Annotated in this window: 13 protein-coding genes; 11 read left to right on the top strand and 2 right to left on the bottom strand. The window is 67.8% G+C overall.

What is annotated here, in order from left to right:
* Window positions 1–13: 13 nt before the first annotated feature.
* A complete protein-coding gene (locus MRBLWH3_RS15775) occupies window positions 14–1426 on the top strand; it encodes a right-handed parallel beta-helix repeat-containing protein (protein WP_363433864.1) in 1413 nt (470 codons plus the stop codon).
* Window positions 1427–1458: 32 nt separating this feature from the next.
* On the top strand, window positions 1459–2520 hold the full coding sequence (locus MRBLWH3_RS15770; protein WP_363433861.1) for a LacI family DNA-binding transcriptional regulator: 1062 nt from the start codon (window positions 1459–1461) through the stop codon (window positions 2518–2520).
* Between the two features lie 135 nt (window positions 2521–2655).
* On the opposite strand, the gene MRBLWH3_RS15765 is transcribed toward MRBLWH3_RS15770, so the two are convergent.
* Together MRBLWH3_RS15765 and MRBLWH3_RS15760 are read right to left on the bottom strand one after the other, a co-directional pair.
* Complete coding sequence (locus MRBLWH3_RS15765) at window positions 2656–6240, bottom strand: GH32 C-terminal domain-containing protein (RefSeq protein WP_363433858.1); 3585 nt, start codon at window positions 6238–6240, stop codon at window positions 2656–2658.
* 96 nt (window positions 6241–6336) lie between these two features.
* On the bottom strand, window positions 6337–7404 hold the full coding sequence (locus tag MRBLWH3_RS15760) for a LacI family DNA-binding transcriptional regulator (RefSeq protein ID WP_363433855.1): 1068 nt from the start codon (window positions 7402–7404) through the stop codon (window positions 6337–6339).
* 115 nt (window positions 7405–7519) lie between these two features.
* Here MRBLWH3_RS15760 and MRBLWH3_RS15755 point away from each other — a divergent pair, with 115 nt between their 5' ends.
* The 9 genes from MRBLWH3_RS15755 (at window position 7520) to MRBLWH3_RS15715 (ending at window position 16723) form a co-directional block, all read left to right on the top strand.
* A complete protein-coding gene (locus tag MRBLWH3_RS15755; RefSeq protein ID WP_414685380.1) occupies window positions 7520–8632 on the top strand; it encodes a substrate-binding domain-containing protein in 1113 nt (370 codons plus the stop codon).
* A gap of 77 nt (window positions 8633–8709) precedes the next feature.
* Window positions 8710–9744, top strand: coding sequence for an ABC transporter permease (locus tag MRBLWH3_RS15750; RefSeq protein WP_363433852.1), 1035 nt, complete (start codon window positions 8710–8712; stop codon window positions 9742–9744).
* Window positions 9741–10541 (top strand): ATP-binding cassette domain-containing protein, encoded by an 801-nt coding sequence (locus MRBLWH3_RS15745; protein ID WP_341998043.1) that lies wholly within the window; start codon window positions 9741–9743, stop codon window positions 10539–10541. The genes MRBLWH3_RS15750 and MRBLWH3_RS15745 overlap by 4 nt, the downstream gene beginning before the upstream one ends.
* Before the next feature lie 62 nt (window positions 10542–10603).
* Entirely contained in the window at window positions 10604–10909 is a 306-nt protein-coding gene (locus tag MRBLWH3_RS15740; RefSeq protein WP_363433848.1) for a putative quinol monooxygenase, read from the top strand.
* Complete coding sequence (locus tag MRBLWH3_RS15735) at window positions 10906–11811, top strand: carbohydrate kinase family protein (protein WP_363433845.1); 906 nt, start codon at window positions 10906–10908, stop codon at window positions 11809–11811. The genes MRBLWH3_RS15740 and MRBLWH3_RS15735 overlap by 4 nt, the downstream gene beginning before the upstream one ends.
* Window positions 11812–11988: 177 nt before the next feature.
* Window positions 11989–13461 carry a glycoside hydrolase family 32 protein gene (locus MRBLWH3_RS15730; RefSeq protein ID WP_363435563.1) on the top strand — a complete coding sequence of 491 codons (1473 nt, stop codon included), beginning with the start codon at window positions 11989–11991 and terminating at the stop codon, window positions 13459–13461.
* 55 nt (window positions 13462–13516) lie between these two features.
* Window positions 13517–14854 carry an ABC transporter substrate-binding protein gene (locus MRBLWH3_RS15725; RefSeq protein WP_363433842.1) on the top strand — a complete coding sequence of 446 codons (1338 nt, stop codon included), beginning with the start codon at window positions 13517–13519 and terminating at the stop codon, window positions 14852–14854.
* Window positions 14847–15809, top strand: a complete 963-nt coding sequence (locus MRBLWH3_RS15720) for a carbohydrate ABC transporter permease (RefSeq protein WP_363433839.1) — start codon at window positions 14847–14849, stop codon at window positions 15807–15809. The genes MRBLWH3_RS15725 and MRBLWH3_RS15720 overlap by 8 nt, the downstream gene beginning before the upstream one ends.
* Entirely contained in the window at window positions 15806–16723 is a 918-nt protein-coding gene (locus MRBLWH3_RS15715) for a carbohydrate ABC transporter permease (RefSeq protein WP_363433836.1), read from the top strand. The genes MRBLWH3_RS15720 and MRBLWH3_RS15715 overlap by 4 nt, the downstream gene beginning before the upstream one ends.
* Window position 16724 lies beyond the last annotated feature (1 nt).

Below are 16724 nucleotides of genomic sequence, written 5' to 3'. Positions count from 1 at the left end.
CGATTGGACACCAATGTCGAGTGACAACACGTACGACGTGACGGCGTGGCCTCACGGCGATCCCTACCAGGACATCGGCGAGGTGATCAACAGCATCATCGCGGACGTCAAAGCCCGCCAGGTGGCGCGCGACATGCGGGACGGCGGAAAGCCGGGCGCCGTGATCCGCATTCCGCCGGGGGACTACCGACTTCGCACCCAGGTGCTGATCGACATCAGCTTCCTGCGCATCGAAGGCGCGGGGCACGGCTTCAGCTCGTCCAGCATCCGTTTCAATGTCCCCGCAGACGAATGGCCCGGGTTGCACGAGCTGTGGCCCGGAGGCAGCCGCATCCTCGTCGACATCGCTGCCGGAGCCTCCCACGAGGAATCCGCGGGCGCCGCATTCCTGGTGGCACGCAGCGGAAGCCCGAGAATCAGCTCGGTCGAATTCTCAGGCTTCTGCATCGACGGGCTGCACTTCGCCGGCGACCAACCGGGGGAGAACCCGGAGAACTCGTACGCCAATGGGAAGACGGGCATTCATGTCAGGGATGCCAACGACTCATTCCGGATCACAGGCATGGGGTTCGTCTACCTCGAGCACGCGTTGACGATCCACAAAGCTGACGCACTCTCGATCCACGACAACTTCATCGCGGAATGCGGTTCGTGCATCGAACTGCGCAGCTGGGGCCAGGCGTCCAAGATCACCGACAACCTCATCGGGGCCGGTCCCCACGGTCACTCGATCTACGCCGAGAACCACGGTGGGCTTCTGATCACCGCGAACAACGTCTTTCCGCGCGGCGCGAGCAGCGTGCACCTTCACGGTGTCACCCGGTCGAGCGTGACCAACAACCGCCTCCACTCGTTCTACCCGGGGATGATGGTCCTCGCCGGGAACAGTTCGGAGAACCTGTTGGGCTCGAATCATTTCCTCCGCGACCACGAGCCGTGGACGCCGTTCCTCACGGTGGACAACGGGCTGGACGATCTCTTCGGGCTGCTGGTGATCACCGGCAGCAACAATTCGATCATCGGCAATCACTTCTCCGAGGTCATCGACTCCGAGAGCGTCCGGCCGGCAGGCGTAGCCCCTGTGATCATCCGGCTGGCGGCCGGCAGCGACAACTACATCGCGAGCAACCACGTCGTCGGGTTGGACGTCGCCACCTCATCGAGTGACTCGTGCTTCGAAGCACAGGTCGACGCCCTGCTCGCGACCCACGCTTCGCGAAGTCTCGCCCTCACCGCGGTCCTGGTCGATCCCACGGCCACCGGGAACACCATCCTCGACTCGGGGCGCGATGACGAGGTCGTCGTCGATCTCGCGGTGAACGCATTCCGGCCGACCCCAGCGATCGGATCGGGCGTGCACGCGGAGTCCACCCCGCTGCCCGCTGGCGTGGTGGCGCTGGGGGACCGCCGCGCGGACCGCCGGTGACCGAAAGGTGGTACGAACGTGAGGGGACAACGATGACGGAGAGCCGAGTGACAGAGAAGACCGCTGGCATCCGGGACGTCGCGGCACACGCGGGCGTCTCGCAGACCACCGTTTCCCACGTCCTCAATGCGACGCCGCACACGCGTGTCAGCGAAGACACCGCAGCGCGCGTCCGCGCGGCCGCTGAGGAATTGGGCTATCGACCGAACCGCCTCGCTCGTGGGTTGCGAACGCAGGCGTCGGACATGATCGGCCTGGTCACCGAGGAGATCGCGACCACGCCCCACGCCGGCCGCATCATCCTCGGCGCCCAGGAAGAGGCAAGTCGGCGAAACCTCACCCTCGCCATCATCAACTCGGTGCTGAATCCGGAGCCGGAGGTGGACGCGGCCCAGATCCAGGCCTTCCTCGACCGGCAGGTCGACGGCATCATCTACGCCACGGTGTATCACGACGTGATCGTCGCCCCGGAGAACCTGCGATCCCGGCCCGCAGCGCTGATCGGAGCACGAGACTCCGCGGGGGCCATCCCCGCAGTGCTGCCGGACGAACGGGCTGGCGCCGCCGCTGTCGTGGAGATGCTCGCGCGCGCGGGGCATCGGCGGATCGCCTTCGCCGCGAGCGCCGAGGACGTCCCCGCCACGCGAGGACGCCTCCTCGGCTACCTCGACGGCATGCAGGCGGCGAGCCTGCCGACCGAAGACCTCGTCGTAGCGGGCCCCGCGGACGCGCGCGGCGGGTACCGCGCGAGCCTGGAGCTTCTGGACCGCGCTCCCACCGCGGTGTTCTGCTACAACGACCGAATGGCCGTCGGCGCGTACCGGGCGGCAGGCGAGCGCGGACTCGTCATCCCCACCGACCTCTCGATCGTCGGCTTCGACGACCAGGCGCCGATACCCGACAGTCTGTTTCCGACGCTCACCACGGTCTCGCTCCCGCACTACGAGATGGGGGCCTGGGCCGTGTCCACGCTCGCCGATCTCATTCACGGCAAAGACGAGCAGACGCTGCTCACCGAGCGTCCGACGGTGTTGGCCTGCCCCGTGGTGGAGCGCGAGTCGGTCGCTCCGCCGCGTCCGCAGCGCCCCGAGTAGTCTGCCAGCCCGCCCACGACTCTGCCGCTCGCCGTCGAGTGGCGACATCGACCGACGACATCGTCGCACCACGTGGAGGGGTTCGATTCGCGCCCCGCAGACTCCGCTTTTCGAGCCCCTCCACCTCCGTGACTGCTACTTCTTCACGGTGACCGTCAGCGGCGCGCTGGAGGTCGCCCCTGCCGCGTTGATGAATTCCACGCGGTAGGTGTGCTTGCCCAGTGCCGCCCCGTTGACCGCGGTCGTCGCCGACTGCTGACCCGGCGTTGCCGCGACGAGGATGCCCTCGGCGATCACCGTCTCTCCCTCGTAGAAGCGGTACGACGTCGCGTTCGTGCCCCACCACATGTCGGCGGTGAGCGTGAACCGGCCGTCGCCGTCGGTGTTGTCGTGCGACAGCACGGGCTTGCCCGGATTGGCCTGGGTGACCTTGACGGTCACCGAGGTCGTGGCCGTGACCCCTTTCGTGTTGACCAGCTCGCCCGTGTACACGTAGACGCCGTTGGGCTTTCCGGTGATCGCCACCTTCGCCTGCTGCGCCGCGGTGCCGCCGTAAGCGAGCGGAACCGCAGCGACCAGCGCTCCGTTCTCGAACAGCCGGAAGGACGAGCCGTTCTGGCCGCGGTAGAGGTTCATCGTCACGGTGTAGTCGCCGTCGGCAAGACCGGTGTCCCAGCCGTTGTCGTGCGACAGTGTGCCCCGAGCGGGCGCGGCGGTGGCCCCGTCCGGGACCGTCACCGGCGCCGACCACTCCGACTTCTCGCTCTCGCCGGCCGTGTTCACCGCGGTCGCGGCGAACCGCACGGTCGAGCCGGGGATCAGGTCGCTCACGGTATGTGCGGCTGACGTCGTCGTCGCGATCGGCTCGGGAACACCGTCCTGATAGACGCGGTACTCGGTCACCGGAGCACCGCCGTCGTCGGTCGGAGGCGTCCACGAGACCTCGACTCCTTCGCCGCCGGCGGTGGCGATGACGGATGCCGGAGCCCCAGGTGCTGCGACGGGCTCGGGTTCCTGCCACATGGTGGGCCTGATCGGCGTGACGGTGATCCGCTCGATGGTCGCTTCGCCTCCCTCGGACCACCCGGTGATGGCGTCGGCACCCGCGTCGGGGAACACCTGGTCGGTGATCGTCAGCAGCCCGTCGGCGGCGAACAGCTCCACCGAGGCGCGGTCGAGGTACACCTCGAAGGCGACGGTGCCGTCGGCGCCGAGATCCAGCGGCGCGTCTTCGACGGAGGCGAACGCCGGGTGGAACGCGGTGTTCCCCGAGTCGCGCCGGTCGACGAAGAGGCGTCCGGCCTCCGCGTCGTATCCGATGAGGGTGCCCGAGTCCTCGTCGCCGAAGACGCGCACGCCCGCCCGATCCGCGTCACCGGGACGGAGCACGACCTCCAGCTTGACGACGTCGCCCGCGAGACCGAGGTCGGTCTCGCCGTCCACGGCGACCGACGTGAGCGACTCCGCCTGCGTCGTCTGGAGCTGGCCGGCCAGCTGCGGCACGACGCGCTGCGACAAACGTGGGCCGGCCGGTGTCGAGACGAGCGTCACCTCGCGGGGCAGTGTCATGGAGCTGCGCCACGTGCTCGTCGGGATGTCGTTGGCATAGTCCCAGTTGTTCATCCAGCCCTGCATGATCCGCGATCCGGACGGCGTGCCGAAGTACGACACGGCCGCGTAGTAGTCGCGGCCCCAGTCGAGCCAGTCGTAGCTCTCCAGCCTCGTCGGGGCCGCGGCATCCGCGAACATGACCTGATCGAGCAGGATGTGACCCCAGCCGAAGCGGTTGTTGTCGATCACGCGGATCGACGCCTCGCTCCCTTCGAACTCGCGCACGTTCCAGCTCGCCCAGTCGAGGGTCTCGCTGTCAGCGCCGGTCGCCGTGCGCACGACCTCGCCGTCGACGACCAGATTGACGGATGTCTCGTCCGAACGCGGCTTCGCAGGCGTATCGCCGACCACCACATGGTCGAAGGTGAGATGACCCCACCCGCCGGTGGCTTCGTCGCGGATGCGCAACTGGGCGTTCTGCCCGCGGTACTCCGCGACATCCCAGGAACGCCAGTTCAGCTGTCCCGCCTCGGGACCCGTCTCGGTGCGCACCACGGAACCGTCGACCACGAGCTCGGCCTGGAGCGAGCCGTCGGTGCGCTTGCCGCCTCCGATGAGGAACGAGACGTAGTCGCCCTCGAGCGCGAAGGTCGGCGAGGTGTAGATGCCGACGTTCTCGTCGCCGCGCGGGCCTCCCTCCCACGTGTTCAGGCGCTTGGCGCCGAGGTAGTAGTCACCGCCGGCCGTAGACGGGTTGCGCCACGGATCGGTCGCGAAGTCGCCGGTGATCTCCCAGCCGGCGTCGGCGAGGACCTGTCCATCGGGCAGCTCGAAGTCGAACACGGTGGTACCGGCGGGCGGCTCGTTGGTCAGCTGCGCGCCGGAGACATGCGGATGCCGCCCCCCGCCGACGAGGAAGTTGATGTAGTCGTTCTCGACGGTGAACGCAGGTGACTCCAACGTGCCCACCGGCCAGTCGCCGTCGGTGAACCCGTTGACGAGTCCCGCCCCGATGTAGCCGGCGACCGGGTTCTGTCCCGGCAGCGTCCCCGTCGCCGGTGCGGGCCCCCACGGCCCTTGCTTCCAGTTACCGGGCTCGTTGGCTACCGTCCAGCCGTCGTACGTGCCGTCGTCGAAGCCCGCGAACACCTCGCCCGCGGGCAGAGCCTGCGGGCCCTCCGTGGTCTCGCTCGTGAAGGTGACGCCGTCGAAGTCGCCGACGAAGTACTGGCCTCCGCTGCCACCGGCGACCGCGCCGGGGTTGAGGTTGACCACCATCACCCATCTCGTGTCATCAGGGTCGCCGTCGACGGGCAGTTCGAACAGGTCGGGACACTCCCAGATGCCACCGGTGGAGTTCGCGGGGCCGAAGTCGGAGAGGTGCTCCCAGGTCTTCAGGTCCTGGCTCTTGTACAGCACCACCTTGCGGTCGAGCGCTTCGACGGCGGTCATCACCCAGTAGCTGCCGGCGAGGCCCTCGTACCAGAACACCTTCGGGTCACGGAAGTTCGCCGAGTCTCGGTCGACGACGGGGTTGCCGGCGTACTTCGTCCAGGTGTACCCGCCGTCGGTGCTGTACGCCAGCGACTGCGCCTGCTTGCCCGCGCGGGTGGGGTGCGCCGGCTCATAGGCGCTGGTGTAGATCGCCACGAGCGGTGCCCGGGCGCCGTCGCCGAATCCGGAGGTGTTGTCTTCGTCGACGACCACGGATCCCGAGAAGATGCTCTCGATGGGACGGCCGTCGTCGTCGAACGTCTGCGGGATGGCCAGGGGCTGCTCCTCCCAGTGGAGCAGGTCGTCCGAGGTCGCGTGGCCCCAGCTCATGTTGCCCCAGCGCGTCCCCTGCGGATTGTGCTGGAAGTACAGGTGGTACGTGCCGTCGACGTACACCATGCCGTTCGGATCGTTCATCCAGTTCTGCTCGGGCGTGAAGTGGACAGCGGGCCGGTAGAGCTCATCCCCGACCGCGATCTCCTCCGCTGCAGCGAGCGGCAGCGCCCCCAGCCCGGCCGCGATCATCCCCGCCGCCAGTCCCGCCGCCGCGACGGCGCGCGGCCGCCGAGCTCTCGGGGTCCGCGTTGCGCCGGGCAGTGGCATCCATCGTGCTCGCACCATCAGTCGTTCGCCCTCCTTGGCGATCATCGAGGTCTTCCGACCCTCATCTGACATCGATGTCAGACCGTCAGGGCGAGATGTTATGGCTTGTCCGCTGGACAAAGCAACGACGTGATCCGGCGTCGGCGTCGGTGTCGTGACCGCGCCCGCCTACGCGCTCGGTGAGCCGGGCAGCGGCGACGGGGGAGGGATCTCCCCGCTTCCGCGGGGAACGAAGCTCGTCGGCACCACGTGGTGGAGGGGTGGGGAGGCCTCGCCTTCCAGCCGCTCGAAGATGCGCGCCACGGCGATACGCCCGATCTCCTGCGGGTCCTGCGCGATCACGGTGATGCCGGGGTCGAGGAGGTCGGCCAGTGGCACATCGTCGAAGCCGACCAGTGCGACCGAGTGCTCGGCCCCCGCTTCGCGCAGCGCGTGGATCGCGCCGATGGTGATGAGGTTCTGGGCGCTGAACACGGCGGTGGGCGGCCGATCCGACGCGAGGAGCGCCGTCAGGGCGCGGTGCGCGGAATCGGCATCGCGAAGTCCGGTGATGACGGGGGTCTGTGCGGTGGGGATCCCGGCGTCCCTCGTGGCGTCCAGGAATCCCCGCTCGCGCTCGGCGGCCGTGGGAATCTCGCGGCGGTCGGCGAGCAGGGCGATTCGGCGGTGGCCGTGGGAGATGAGCCATTCGGTCCCCGCCCTGGCAGCGGCTCGATTGTCGCTGGTGACGGAGTCCGCCTCGGTGCCGCTGGGCTCGCGGTCGACGTACACGACAGGGATGCCGCGATCCTGCAGCTGCGCGATGTAGTTCTGCCGGCGCCCCGCGGTGGTCAGGATCAGGCCGTCCACCCGGCGCTGCAGGAACGCAGTCACTGCTCGCTCCTCCCGGTCGGCATCGTCGTCGAGGCTGGAAGCGAACACGGCCACCCCACGCTCGATCGCGGCATCCTCGACGGCGCGGTGGATCGCGCCGGCGAACGGGTTGTCGACGCTGCTGATGAGGAGGCCGAGGGTCCGCGTGCGCCCGTCTGTGCGTCGGAGGCTGCCGGCCTGGAGGTCGACGTGGTAGTCGAGCGCGCGCACCGCGTCCCACACGCGCTTCGCCGTCCCTGGCGCGACATTCGGTTCGTCGTTCACCACCCTGGAGACCGTCTTGGTGCCGACGCCCGCCAGTGCGGCGACCTGCTTCATCGTGGCGCGCGGCTTCTGCCCACGTGCCGGGTTGGCGATTGACATCGGTGTCACAGTCCCATCACAAAATTGGAGTTTGGAGTTGACCCTAGCCGAGCGCTGCGATACAAACGCTTCTGACATCGTTGTCAGCCTGGCAACGTCGGCCGAGAGGAACTCAATGAAGAACCACATGCACAAGGGACGCACCGCTCTGTTCGCAGCGTTCGCCATGTCAGCCGCCGCTGCGCTGACGCTCACCGGCTGTGCCGGCACGAGCGGCGCAACTCCGACCGAGGGCGGCTCCGATGAGATCGGCGTCTCTCTGATCGTCAAGACGAACTCGAACCCGTTCTTCATCGCGATGCAGGACGGCGCGAAGGCCGCTGCGGAGGAGAACGGCGTCAACCTCACCCTTGCCGCGGGCAAGGAGGACGGTGACGAAGACACCCAGATCCAGGCGATCGAGGCCGCCATCTCGAAGGGCGACGCCGGCATCCTGATCACCCCCAACGGTCCCGCTGTCCTGGACGCGGTCGAGAAGGCCCGCGACGCGGGCCTGTTCGTGATCGCGCTGGACACCGTGCCCGACCCCGCGGACGCGGTGGACATCACGTTCGCGACCGACAACTTCCTCGCGGGCCAGTACATCGGTCAGTGGACGGCAGCCACGCTCGCCGGCGGGGAGGCGGTGATCGGCCTCATCGACCTGTTCGACGACAAGGCCGTGACCGTGGACTACAACCGCGACCAGGGCTTCCTGGACGGCATGGGCATCGAGCTGAATGACGACGAGGTGAACGGCGACGAGGAGCCGACGGGTACGTACACCGGCGGCGAGGGCGGCGACTACACGATCGTCGGCAACGAGGCGTCGCAGGGCGCCGAGGACGGCGGTCGCACGGCGATGGAGAACCTCCTCGCGAAGAACCCCGACATCAACGTCGTGTACACGATCAACGAGCCCGCCGCCTACGGTGCGTACCAGGCGCTCGAGGCGGCCGGCAAGAGCAAGGACGACGTGCTCATCGTCTCGGTCGACGGCGGATGCGCCGGCGTCGGCCAGGTCGCCGACGGCATCATCGACGCGACGAGCCAGCAGTACCCGGTGAAGATGGCCGAGCTCGGCGTCGAGGCGATCGTCAAGCTCGTCGAGTCCGGAGAAGCCCCGGAGACCAGCGACGGTCTCGACTTCTTCAACACCGGCGTGGCGCTCGTCACCGACCAGCCCGCCGAGGGCGTCGAGTCGATCGACACCACCGAGGCCGCAGAGATCTGCTGGGGCACGAAGTAATCCGATCCATGACGGATGCTGCGACCGTCACGCCTGCGGCGGTCGCAGCATCCTTCCCACCCCACGGAAGTGACACTGTGACTCAGCCAGCTCCACCCACCTCCACCCTCGACCTCGCAGCCGAATTCCTCGACCGGCGTACCCCGCTCGACCGCATCCGCGGCGTGCTGCACAAGTACCCGGCAATCAGCCCGGCGATCGTGCTCGTGCTCGCCATCATCGTCTTCGGCAGCCTCAACCCGCGGTTCTTCGCGCCGGCGAACCTCTCGCTCGTGCTCGATCAGGTCTCCGTCGTCGGCACGGTGGCCATCGCGCAGACCCTCATCATCCTCACCGCGGGAATCGACCTCTCGGTCGGCGCCGCCATGATCCTCGCCTCGATGGTGATGGCTCAGACCGCGTTCCACAACGGGTTCCCCGCGCCCCTGGCCTTGTTCGCCGGGCTGGTGGCGGCTCTCGCCACCGGTGCGCTGAACGGTTTCCTCGTCACCCGGGTGAAGCTCCCACCCTTCATCGCGACGCTCGGCACCCTGAATGTGTTCATCGCCCTGACCCTCCTGTACAGCGGCGGACAGACCGTCCGCAAGGCGGAGATGCCCGCACTGCTCACGTGGACGGCGACTCCCCTCCCGATCGGCGATGTCCGGCTGACCGTCGGCGTGCTCATCATGCTCGCCCTCTACGTCCTCGTCGCCTACGTGCTGGGACGCACGGCGTGGGGCCGTCACGTCTACGCCGTCGGTGACGATGCTGAGGCCGCGCGCCTCGCCGGCATCTCGACGAGCCGCGTGCTGATGGGCGTCTACATCGCCGCAGGCGCCGTCCTCGCCGTCGCGGCGTGGATCCAGATCGGCCGCTCGGGCGCTGCGAGCCCCAACGCGGGGGCGGACCTCAACCTCGACTCGATCACCGCCGTCGTGATCGGCGGGACGTCCTTGTTCGGCGGCCGCGGCGTCATCTGGGGCACCCTGCTCGGTGCGATCATCGTCGGCGTCTTCCGCAACGGCCTCTTCCTCGCCGGTGTCGACGGCCTTTATCAGACCCTCGCGATCGGCATCCTCGTCATCGTGGCCGTCGCGGTGGATCAGTGGATCAGAAAGGTACGCAAGTGAGCCTCATCGAAGATGCCGTGGAGCCCACCCCGACGCCCCAGGGCGTGCCGGTGCTCGAGGCGAAGCGACTCGTCAAGACCTTCGGCCGGGTCGTCGGACTCGACGGCGTGAGTCTGCAGCTGTTCCCCGGCGAGGTCCTCGCTGTCATCGGCGACAACGGCGCCGGAAAGTCGACGCTCATCAAGTGCCTGACCGGCGCCTACGTCCCCGACGAGGGCGAGCTGCGTCTCGACGGCGAGCTGGTGCACTTCAAGCGCCCGCAGGACGCTCGTGCCGCGGGCATCGAGACCGTCTATCAGAATCTCGCGGTCTCACCAGCGCTCGACGTGGCCGCGAATCTCTTCCTCGGGCGGGAGCGGCGCAAGCCAGGACTGGCCGGAACGGTCTTCCGTGCGCTCGACAAGTCCGGCATGCGCAAGGAAGCACGCGAGCAGGTGCAGAAGCTCGGGATCTCGACCCTTCAGGACGTGACGGTCGCGGTCGAGAACCTGTCGGGAGGGCAGCGCCAAGCCGTGGCGGTCGCACGCGCCGCGGCGTTCGGCTCGAAGGTCGTCATCCTCGACGAGCCGACCGCGGCGCTCGGCGTACGCGAGTCCAACCAGGTGCTGGAGCTGATCGAGCGACTGCGCGAGCACAACGTGCCGGTCATTCTGATCTCGCACAACATGCCGCACGTCTTCCAGGTCGCCGACCGGATCCACGTGCAGCGACTCGGCAAGCGTGCTGCGACGATCACCCCGCAGTCGCATTCGATGACGGATGCCGTCGCCATCATGACCGGAGCCGCACAGGCCTGAGACCTCGCTCGGTCGGGGAGCATCCCGGCCCCCGGCCGAGCAGAGCAGAAGGGACAGACGACATGGAGCCGATCGTGCTCTACGCCGAGTTCACGGCACGACCGGGCGCCCGCACCGAGGTCGAGGGACTGATCCGCGGATACGCGGAGGCTGTCCGCCAGGAGCCGGGAAACGTCGTGTTCGACGTCTACACGCGCGCTGAGGGGGAGGACCGCTTCGTCGTCTTCGAGGTGTACCGCGGTCAGGCGGCGTTCGATGCCCACATCGGGGCCGACAAGGGTGCGGCATTCAACGACGTGCTCGGCCCTCTCATCGTCGGGGGCGCGAGCGAACTCAGCTTCCTTCGCCCGATCGAGGCACGGCTGTGATCGACGCGACGACCATCGACATCGACGTGCTGGTGATCGGTGAGGCCCTGGTCGACATCACGACCACCGGAACAGAGGTGGTCGAGATGCCGGGCGGCGGTCCGGCGAATGTGGCGCTCGGCCTCGGCCGTCAGGGCATCGCGGTGGCACTGCTCACCCGGTTGGGACCCGACGCGCGGGGGAGCGCGATCACCCACCACCTCGAGCGGTCCGGCGTGTGGGTGCTGGCAGAGTCGTTCGGCGCAGGCCCGACGTCCACGGCGCACGCCCACATCCTCGACGACGGCTCGGCGCGCTACGAGTTCAGCATCGACTGGACCGCGTCGCGAGAGAGCCTCCCGGTGAGACCGCGCACCATTCACGCGGGATCCGTCGCCGCTTTCCTCCCACCCGGCGACGAGGTCGTCCTGGAGCAGATCGACCGGCTCGCCCCCGAGATCATCACGTTCGATCCGAACATCCGCCCGGCTCTCGTCGGCGATCTCGATCGAGCGCGAGTGAGGTTCGAGGAGTTCGCACGACGATCCACTGTGCTGAAGCTCTCGGACGAAGACGCCGGCTTCCTGTACCCGGGACTCGATGAAGCCGGCGTACTGACGACGATCGGAGGCCTCGGCCCGCGGCTCGTCGCCATCACGCGCGGGGCACGGGGTGCTGTCCTCGCCGCGGAGGGACGGATCGTGGAGGTGCCTGGTCGCCGCGTCATCGTCGCGGACACGATCGGTGCCGGCGATACCTTCATGGCATCGCTCGTCGCCGACTACCCGGCGCTGCACGACGGTGATCTTACGGAGCAGGCACTGCGGGAACTGGCGGTGCGAGCCGTGGACGCCGCCGCGATCACCGTCAGCCGGCCGGGCGCCGACCTCCCTTGGGCCGGAGAGCTCTCTGTGGCTTCCTGATCCCCGTGCCGGGCCTTCGAGTGAGCGCCCGGTGATCGGATGAGCGCCCCCGCGACCGTCGAGCGGGGGCGCTCATTGCGTTCGGGCGGACGCGGCCACATTTCTTGATTAACCGCTTGACCATCGATCACAGCGCCGGATATGCTCTGCGTAACCGATTAACCAAAGTGGGTGACGATGAGCCAGCGAGGGTTCTATCAGCCGGAAGGCGCGTGGGTCGGGGATGTCATCCCCTGGCAGGAAGAAGGTGTGTTCCACCTCTTCTACCTGTACGAGTCGCGGCGCACGCCGAAAGAGGGCATGCCGTGGCATCGGGTGGTGACCGACGACCTGACCAACTACCACGATGAGGGAATGGCCCTGGCGTCGGGTGGGCACGAGGCCTCCGACTTCAACGTCTACACCGGAAGCATCGTGCTCGTCGAAGACGGGACGCACCACGTCTTCTACACGGGACAGAATCCCGACGTGCTGGGTGATGACGGGCGGCCCCTGCAAGTGGTGATGCACGCGACCAGCACAGACGCGATGCGCTCCTGGCAGCGGCATCCGGGCGACACGTTCGGCGCGACCGCCGGATACGAGACGGGCGACTGGCGGGACCCGTTCGTGTTCTGGGACGAGGACGCGGGGCTCTGGCGCATGCTGATCACCGCGCGTCACGCCACCGGCGCCTCGCGTCGTCGCGGTGTCATCGCGCAGTGCACATCCCACGACCTCTCGACCTGGGAACCGGCCGAGCCGTTCTGGAACCCGGGAAGGTACCTCGCTCACGAATGCCCCGAGGTGTTCCAGTGGGGCGACTGGTGGTACCTCGTGTACTCGGAGTTCAGCGACGCCTTCACCACCCGCTACCGGATGGCGCGCAGCCTGGACGGGCCTTGGCTGGTACCCGAGCACGACACGATCGACGGCCGCGCGTACTACGCGGCGAAATCCGCGGCCCGCGGCGACCGCCGGTTCTTCTTCGGGTGGATCGCCTCCCGCGAAGGCGGCGCCGACGACGGTGCCTGGCAATGGGCGGGGACGATGTCCGTGCTGGAAGCCGAGCAGCGTCGGGACGGCACCCTCGCGTTCCATCCCCCCACGGAGTTGAGGGAGACTTTCTCGGAGCCCGGGCAAGGCATCCCGACAGGCACCGTGCTGGCCGCACCCGACGGCTACATCGACGCGTTGACGGCGGTCGATGCCCCGCCCGCATTCCGCCTGCGCGCGCGCTTCGACATCGACGACGCCACGACCGAGTGCGGAGTGCTGCTGCGTGCCGGCGTCGACGGTGACGAGGGGTATGCGCTCCGCCTCGAGCCCTCGCGCGGGCGCCTCGTCTTCGATCGTTGGCCCCGGCGAGCGACCGGAACGGAGCAGTGGCAGATCTCAGGCGATGTCCCGTTCGCGATCGAACTGGAACGCCCGTGCCACCTCCCGGCAGGTGAGCACGTCCTGGACGTCATCGTCGACGGCGACCTCTGCGTCGCGACGCTCGATGACGCGACGGTGCTGAGTACCCGCCTCTACGACCGTCGGACCGGTCGACTGGGCGCGTTCGTCGGCGAAGGCAGCGCCACCCTCCTCGAATTCTCCGTGTTGTCGCGCGTCGAGACGGAAACGGATGAACCCCTCCACGCGGACGCGCTCGCAGTCACGCGCTGAGACAGCCGACACCCGCACCATCCCTTGCAGTACCCGATCAAAGGAGATTCCCACGATGACAACCATCACACGCGGGGCGGCGATGATCGCCGCGGCCGCGGCAACCGCGCTCATCCTCACCAGCTGCTCGGGAACCTCGGGCGCCTCCGACCCCACCGACGTCGACCCGGACGGCGAGATCGTGCCCCGCGAGATCTCGTGGCTGCTGTCTCGGCCGGCCGACGGCGGCGTCATCACGGCCATGGAGCAGATCGCCGACGAGTACGCCGAAGACCACCCCGGTTTCGGACTCAACCTCATCACGACGCCCGATCGGCCCTCATACATCCAGAAGTACGAGACCCTCGCGGCTGCCAACAAGCTGCCGGAACTGTTCGACACCGACGCCACGCCGTTCGCACGCAAGCTCGCCGGGCAGGGCCGGATGGTGGACGTGGACGCCCTCCTGGAGGATCTCGGCCTCGCCGACGACTACCGTGAGGCGGCGCTGAACTACCAGCGCTTCGACGACGGCTCGCTCTACATGGTGCCGTTCGAGTTCCAGCTCGAGTACTTCTGGTACAACGCCGAGCTACTGGATCAGGCCGGGGTCTCGGTGCCCGCCACGCTCGACGACTTCCCGGCGATGTGCGAAGCGCTCCGTGCGAACGGCGTCACCCCGATCGCCCTGGACGGGCAGGACCAGTGGCCGCTCGAGCGGTACATGGCCTACTACCCGTTCCGCCTCGCCGGACCGGAGTACGTCCAGCAGCTCAAGACGGGGGACGCCTCGTTCGCCGACCCGGCCGGTCGCGCCGCCGCCGAGTGGCTCTACTCGCTCGGCCAGGCCGGCTGCTTCCAGGAGGGTTTCTCGTCGACGGGGTACGCCGACGCGCAGGCGCTGTTCACGTCGGGGAAGGCAGCGGTGTACAACATCGGAACGTGGGAGCTGAGCAACCTGGCGACAGACTCGCTGGACGCGGGCGTGCGCGACACGGTCGACTACTTCACCCTTCCGACCATCGACGGCGCCGTGACCGACGACAACGAGTACGTGACTCCCTCGGGCATCGGCATGGCGGTGAACACCAAGACCTACGACCCGCTGGTGCGCGACTTCCTCGCCTTCGCCCTCGAGCGGTACCCCGAGGTGTACGCGGCCACCGGTGCCCTGTCTCCGACCACGACCGCAGCGACGACGGTCCCCGACGACGCGACGCCGTTGTACACCCGTGCGATCGAGCAGGCCGACAGCGTCGGCCCGCGCATCGCGATGCCGTGGGACACCCAGCTGGACCCGGCGACGAACACCCGCCTGCAGCAGGAGCTGACGCTGCTGGTGCAGGGGGACATCACGCCGGACGAGTTCATCGAGACGATGGACGCGACACTGGCGGAGAACGCCGATGGCTGAAGCCATCGCGCCCGGGACGGCCGCGGCGCAGCCGCGGCCGTCCCGGAGGCACTCGCGCCCGCTCTCGGTTTCCAAGCTGCCGAGGCGATCGACGCTGTCCGTGCTCGTGTTCCTCGTTCCGCCGCTGCTGCTCTACGGCGTCGCGGTGCTGCTTCCGATCATCCAGTCGCTGTTCCTCAGCGTGTTCCGCTGGGACGGCATCACCGACATGGTCTTCGTGGGCGTCGACAACTACGTCAAGATGTTCAGTCGGGACGACGTCTTCTGGACGGCGTTCGGCAACGCCCTCGGCTACCTCGCGATCTGCCTCATCCTGCAGCTGGGCGGCGCGCTCATCGTCGCAAGCCTTCTCACGGCGCTGCCGCGGGCTCGTGAACTGGTGAAGACGATGTATCTCCTGCCGGCCATCATCTCGACCGTCGCGATCGCCTTCCTCTTCCAGCGGATCTACTCGCTCGAACCCGTGGGCCTGCTCAATCAGGTGCTGGCCTGGGTCGGACTGGAGAACCTCCAGACCGCATGGCTGTCGAACGTGCAGACCGTGCTGGCTGCCGTGTCCATCCCCGAGGGGTGGCGGTTCACCGGCCTCTACATGCTGATCATCTACGCGGCGCTGATCGCGGTCCCGCGCGAGCTGGAGGAGGCGGCGCGACTGGACGGCGCGTCGTGGTGGCAGGTGTTCTGGCGGATCCGCTTCCCGTACATCCGCCCGGTGTGGATCACCACGACGATCATGGCCACCACCTTCGCGCTGCGCGGCTTCGACATCCCCTACCTGCTGACCAACGGAGGGCCCGGTCAGGCATCCGAGCTGCTCACGACCTATATGTACAAGACCGCGTTCGTGCACACCGACTACGGATACGCCAGCGCGATCTCGGTGTTCATCGTGGTCGAATGCCTGGTCGCCGTCGGCATCATCTTCCTCCTGCTTCGCCGAAGGGACGACTCATGACCGCTTCCACGCTCCACGCGCCCGCCCCCCCGGCGCCGCGGAGGCCCGCCTCGGCGCCGATTCGGCGTCGACCATCGCAGTCGCCGCGGCTGCGGCTGCAGCGGACCCTGCTCACCGCGACCATCGTGGTCATCGTCATCGTGCAGGTCTACCCGCTCCTCTGGCTGTTCGTGACCAGCTTCCGGACGGCGGCCGACTTCGCCGCGGGGAACCCGTTCGCGCTCCCGCAGTCGTTCACCCTCGACAACTACGCCCGTGCATTCGGCACGGGAAACCTGTGGATGAACATCCTCAACAGCCTGATCGTCACGCTGGGTGCCAGCGCCCTCATCGTCATCGCAGGAATGATGGCGGCATATGCGCTCGAGGTGCTGGGCTTCCGTTTCAGCAACTCGGTCAGGGCGCTGCTGCTGCTGGGGATCATCGTGCCGGTGCAGATCGCCCTGGTCCCGCTGTTCATCGACTACTCGCAGGTCGGCCTGCTCGACACCCACATGTCGATGATCATCCCGCTCGCCGCGTTCTCGCTACCGATGGCGGTGTACCTGTTCTCGTCGTTCTACAAGTACATTCCGCGAGAGACGTACGAGGCGGCATCCCTCGACGGCGCCGGCCCCTACCGGATCTTCGCGCGCATCACCTTGCCGCTGTCGGTGAACACCATCGTCACCGTGGTGCTCGTGAACAGCATCTTCATCTGGAACGATTTCATCTTCGCGAACACCTTCGTGCTCTCGGACGGATTGAAGACGATCCCGTTGGGTCTGCAAAACTACATCGGAGCGATGGGGAACACCGACTGGACTGCGACGTTCGCTGCCGTCTGCGTCACCGTGACTCCGTTGCTGCTCGTGTTCCTGGTCCTGAACAAGGCGATGATCTACGGACTCGAGAGCGGAGCGACGAAGGGGTGAG

It is taken from the genome of Microbacterium sp. LWH3-1.2 (assembly GCF_040675855.1).
GTDB lineage: Bacteria > Actinomycetota > Actinomycetes > Actinomycetales > Microbacteriaceae > Microbacterium.
Note: the sequence above shows the minus strand (reverse complement) of the source record. Positions and strands in the feature narration are given on the sequence as shown.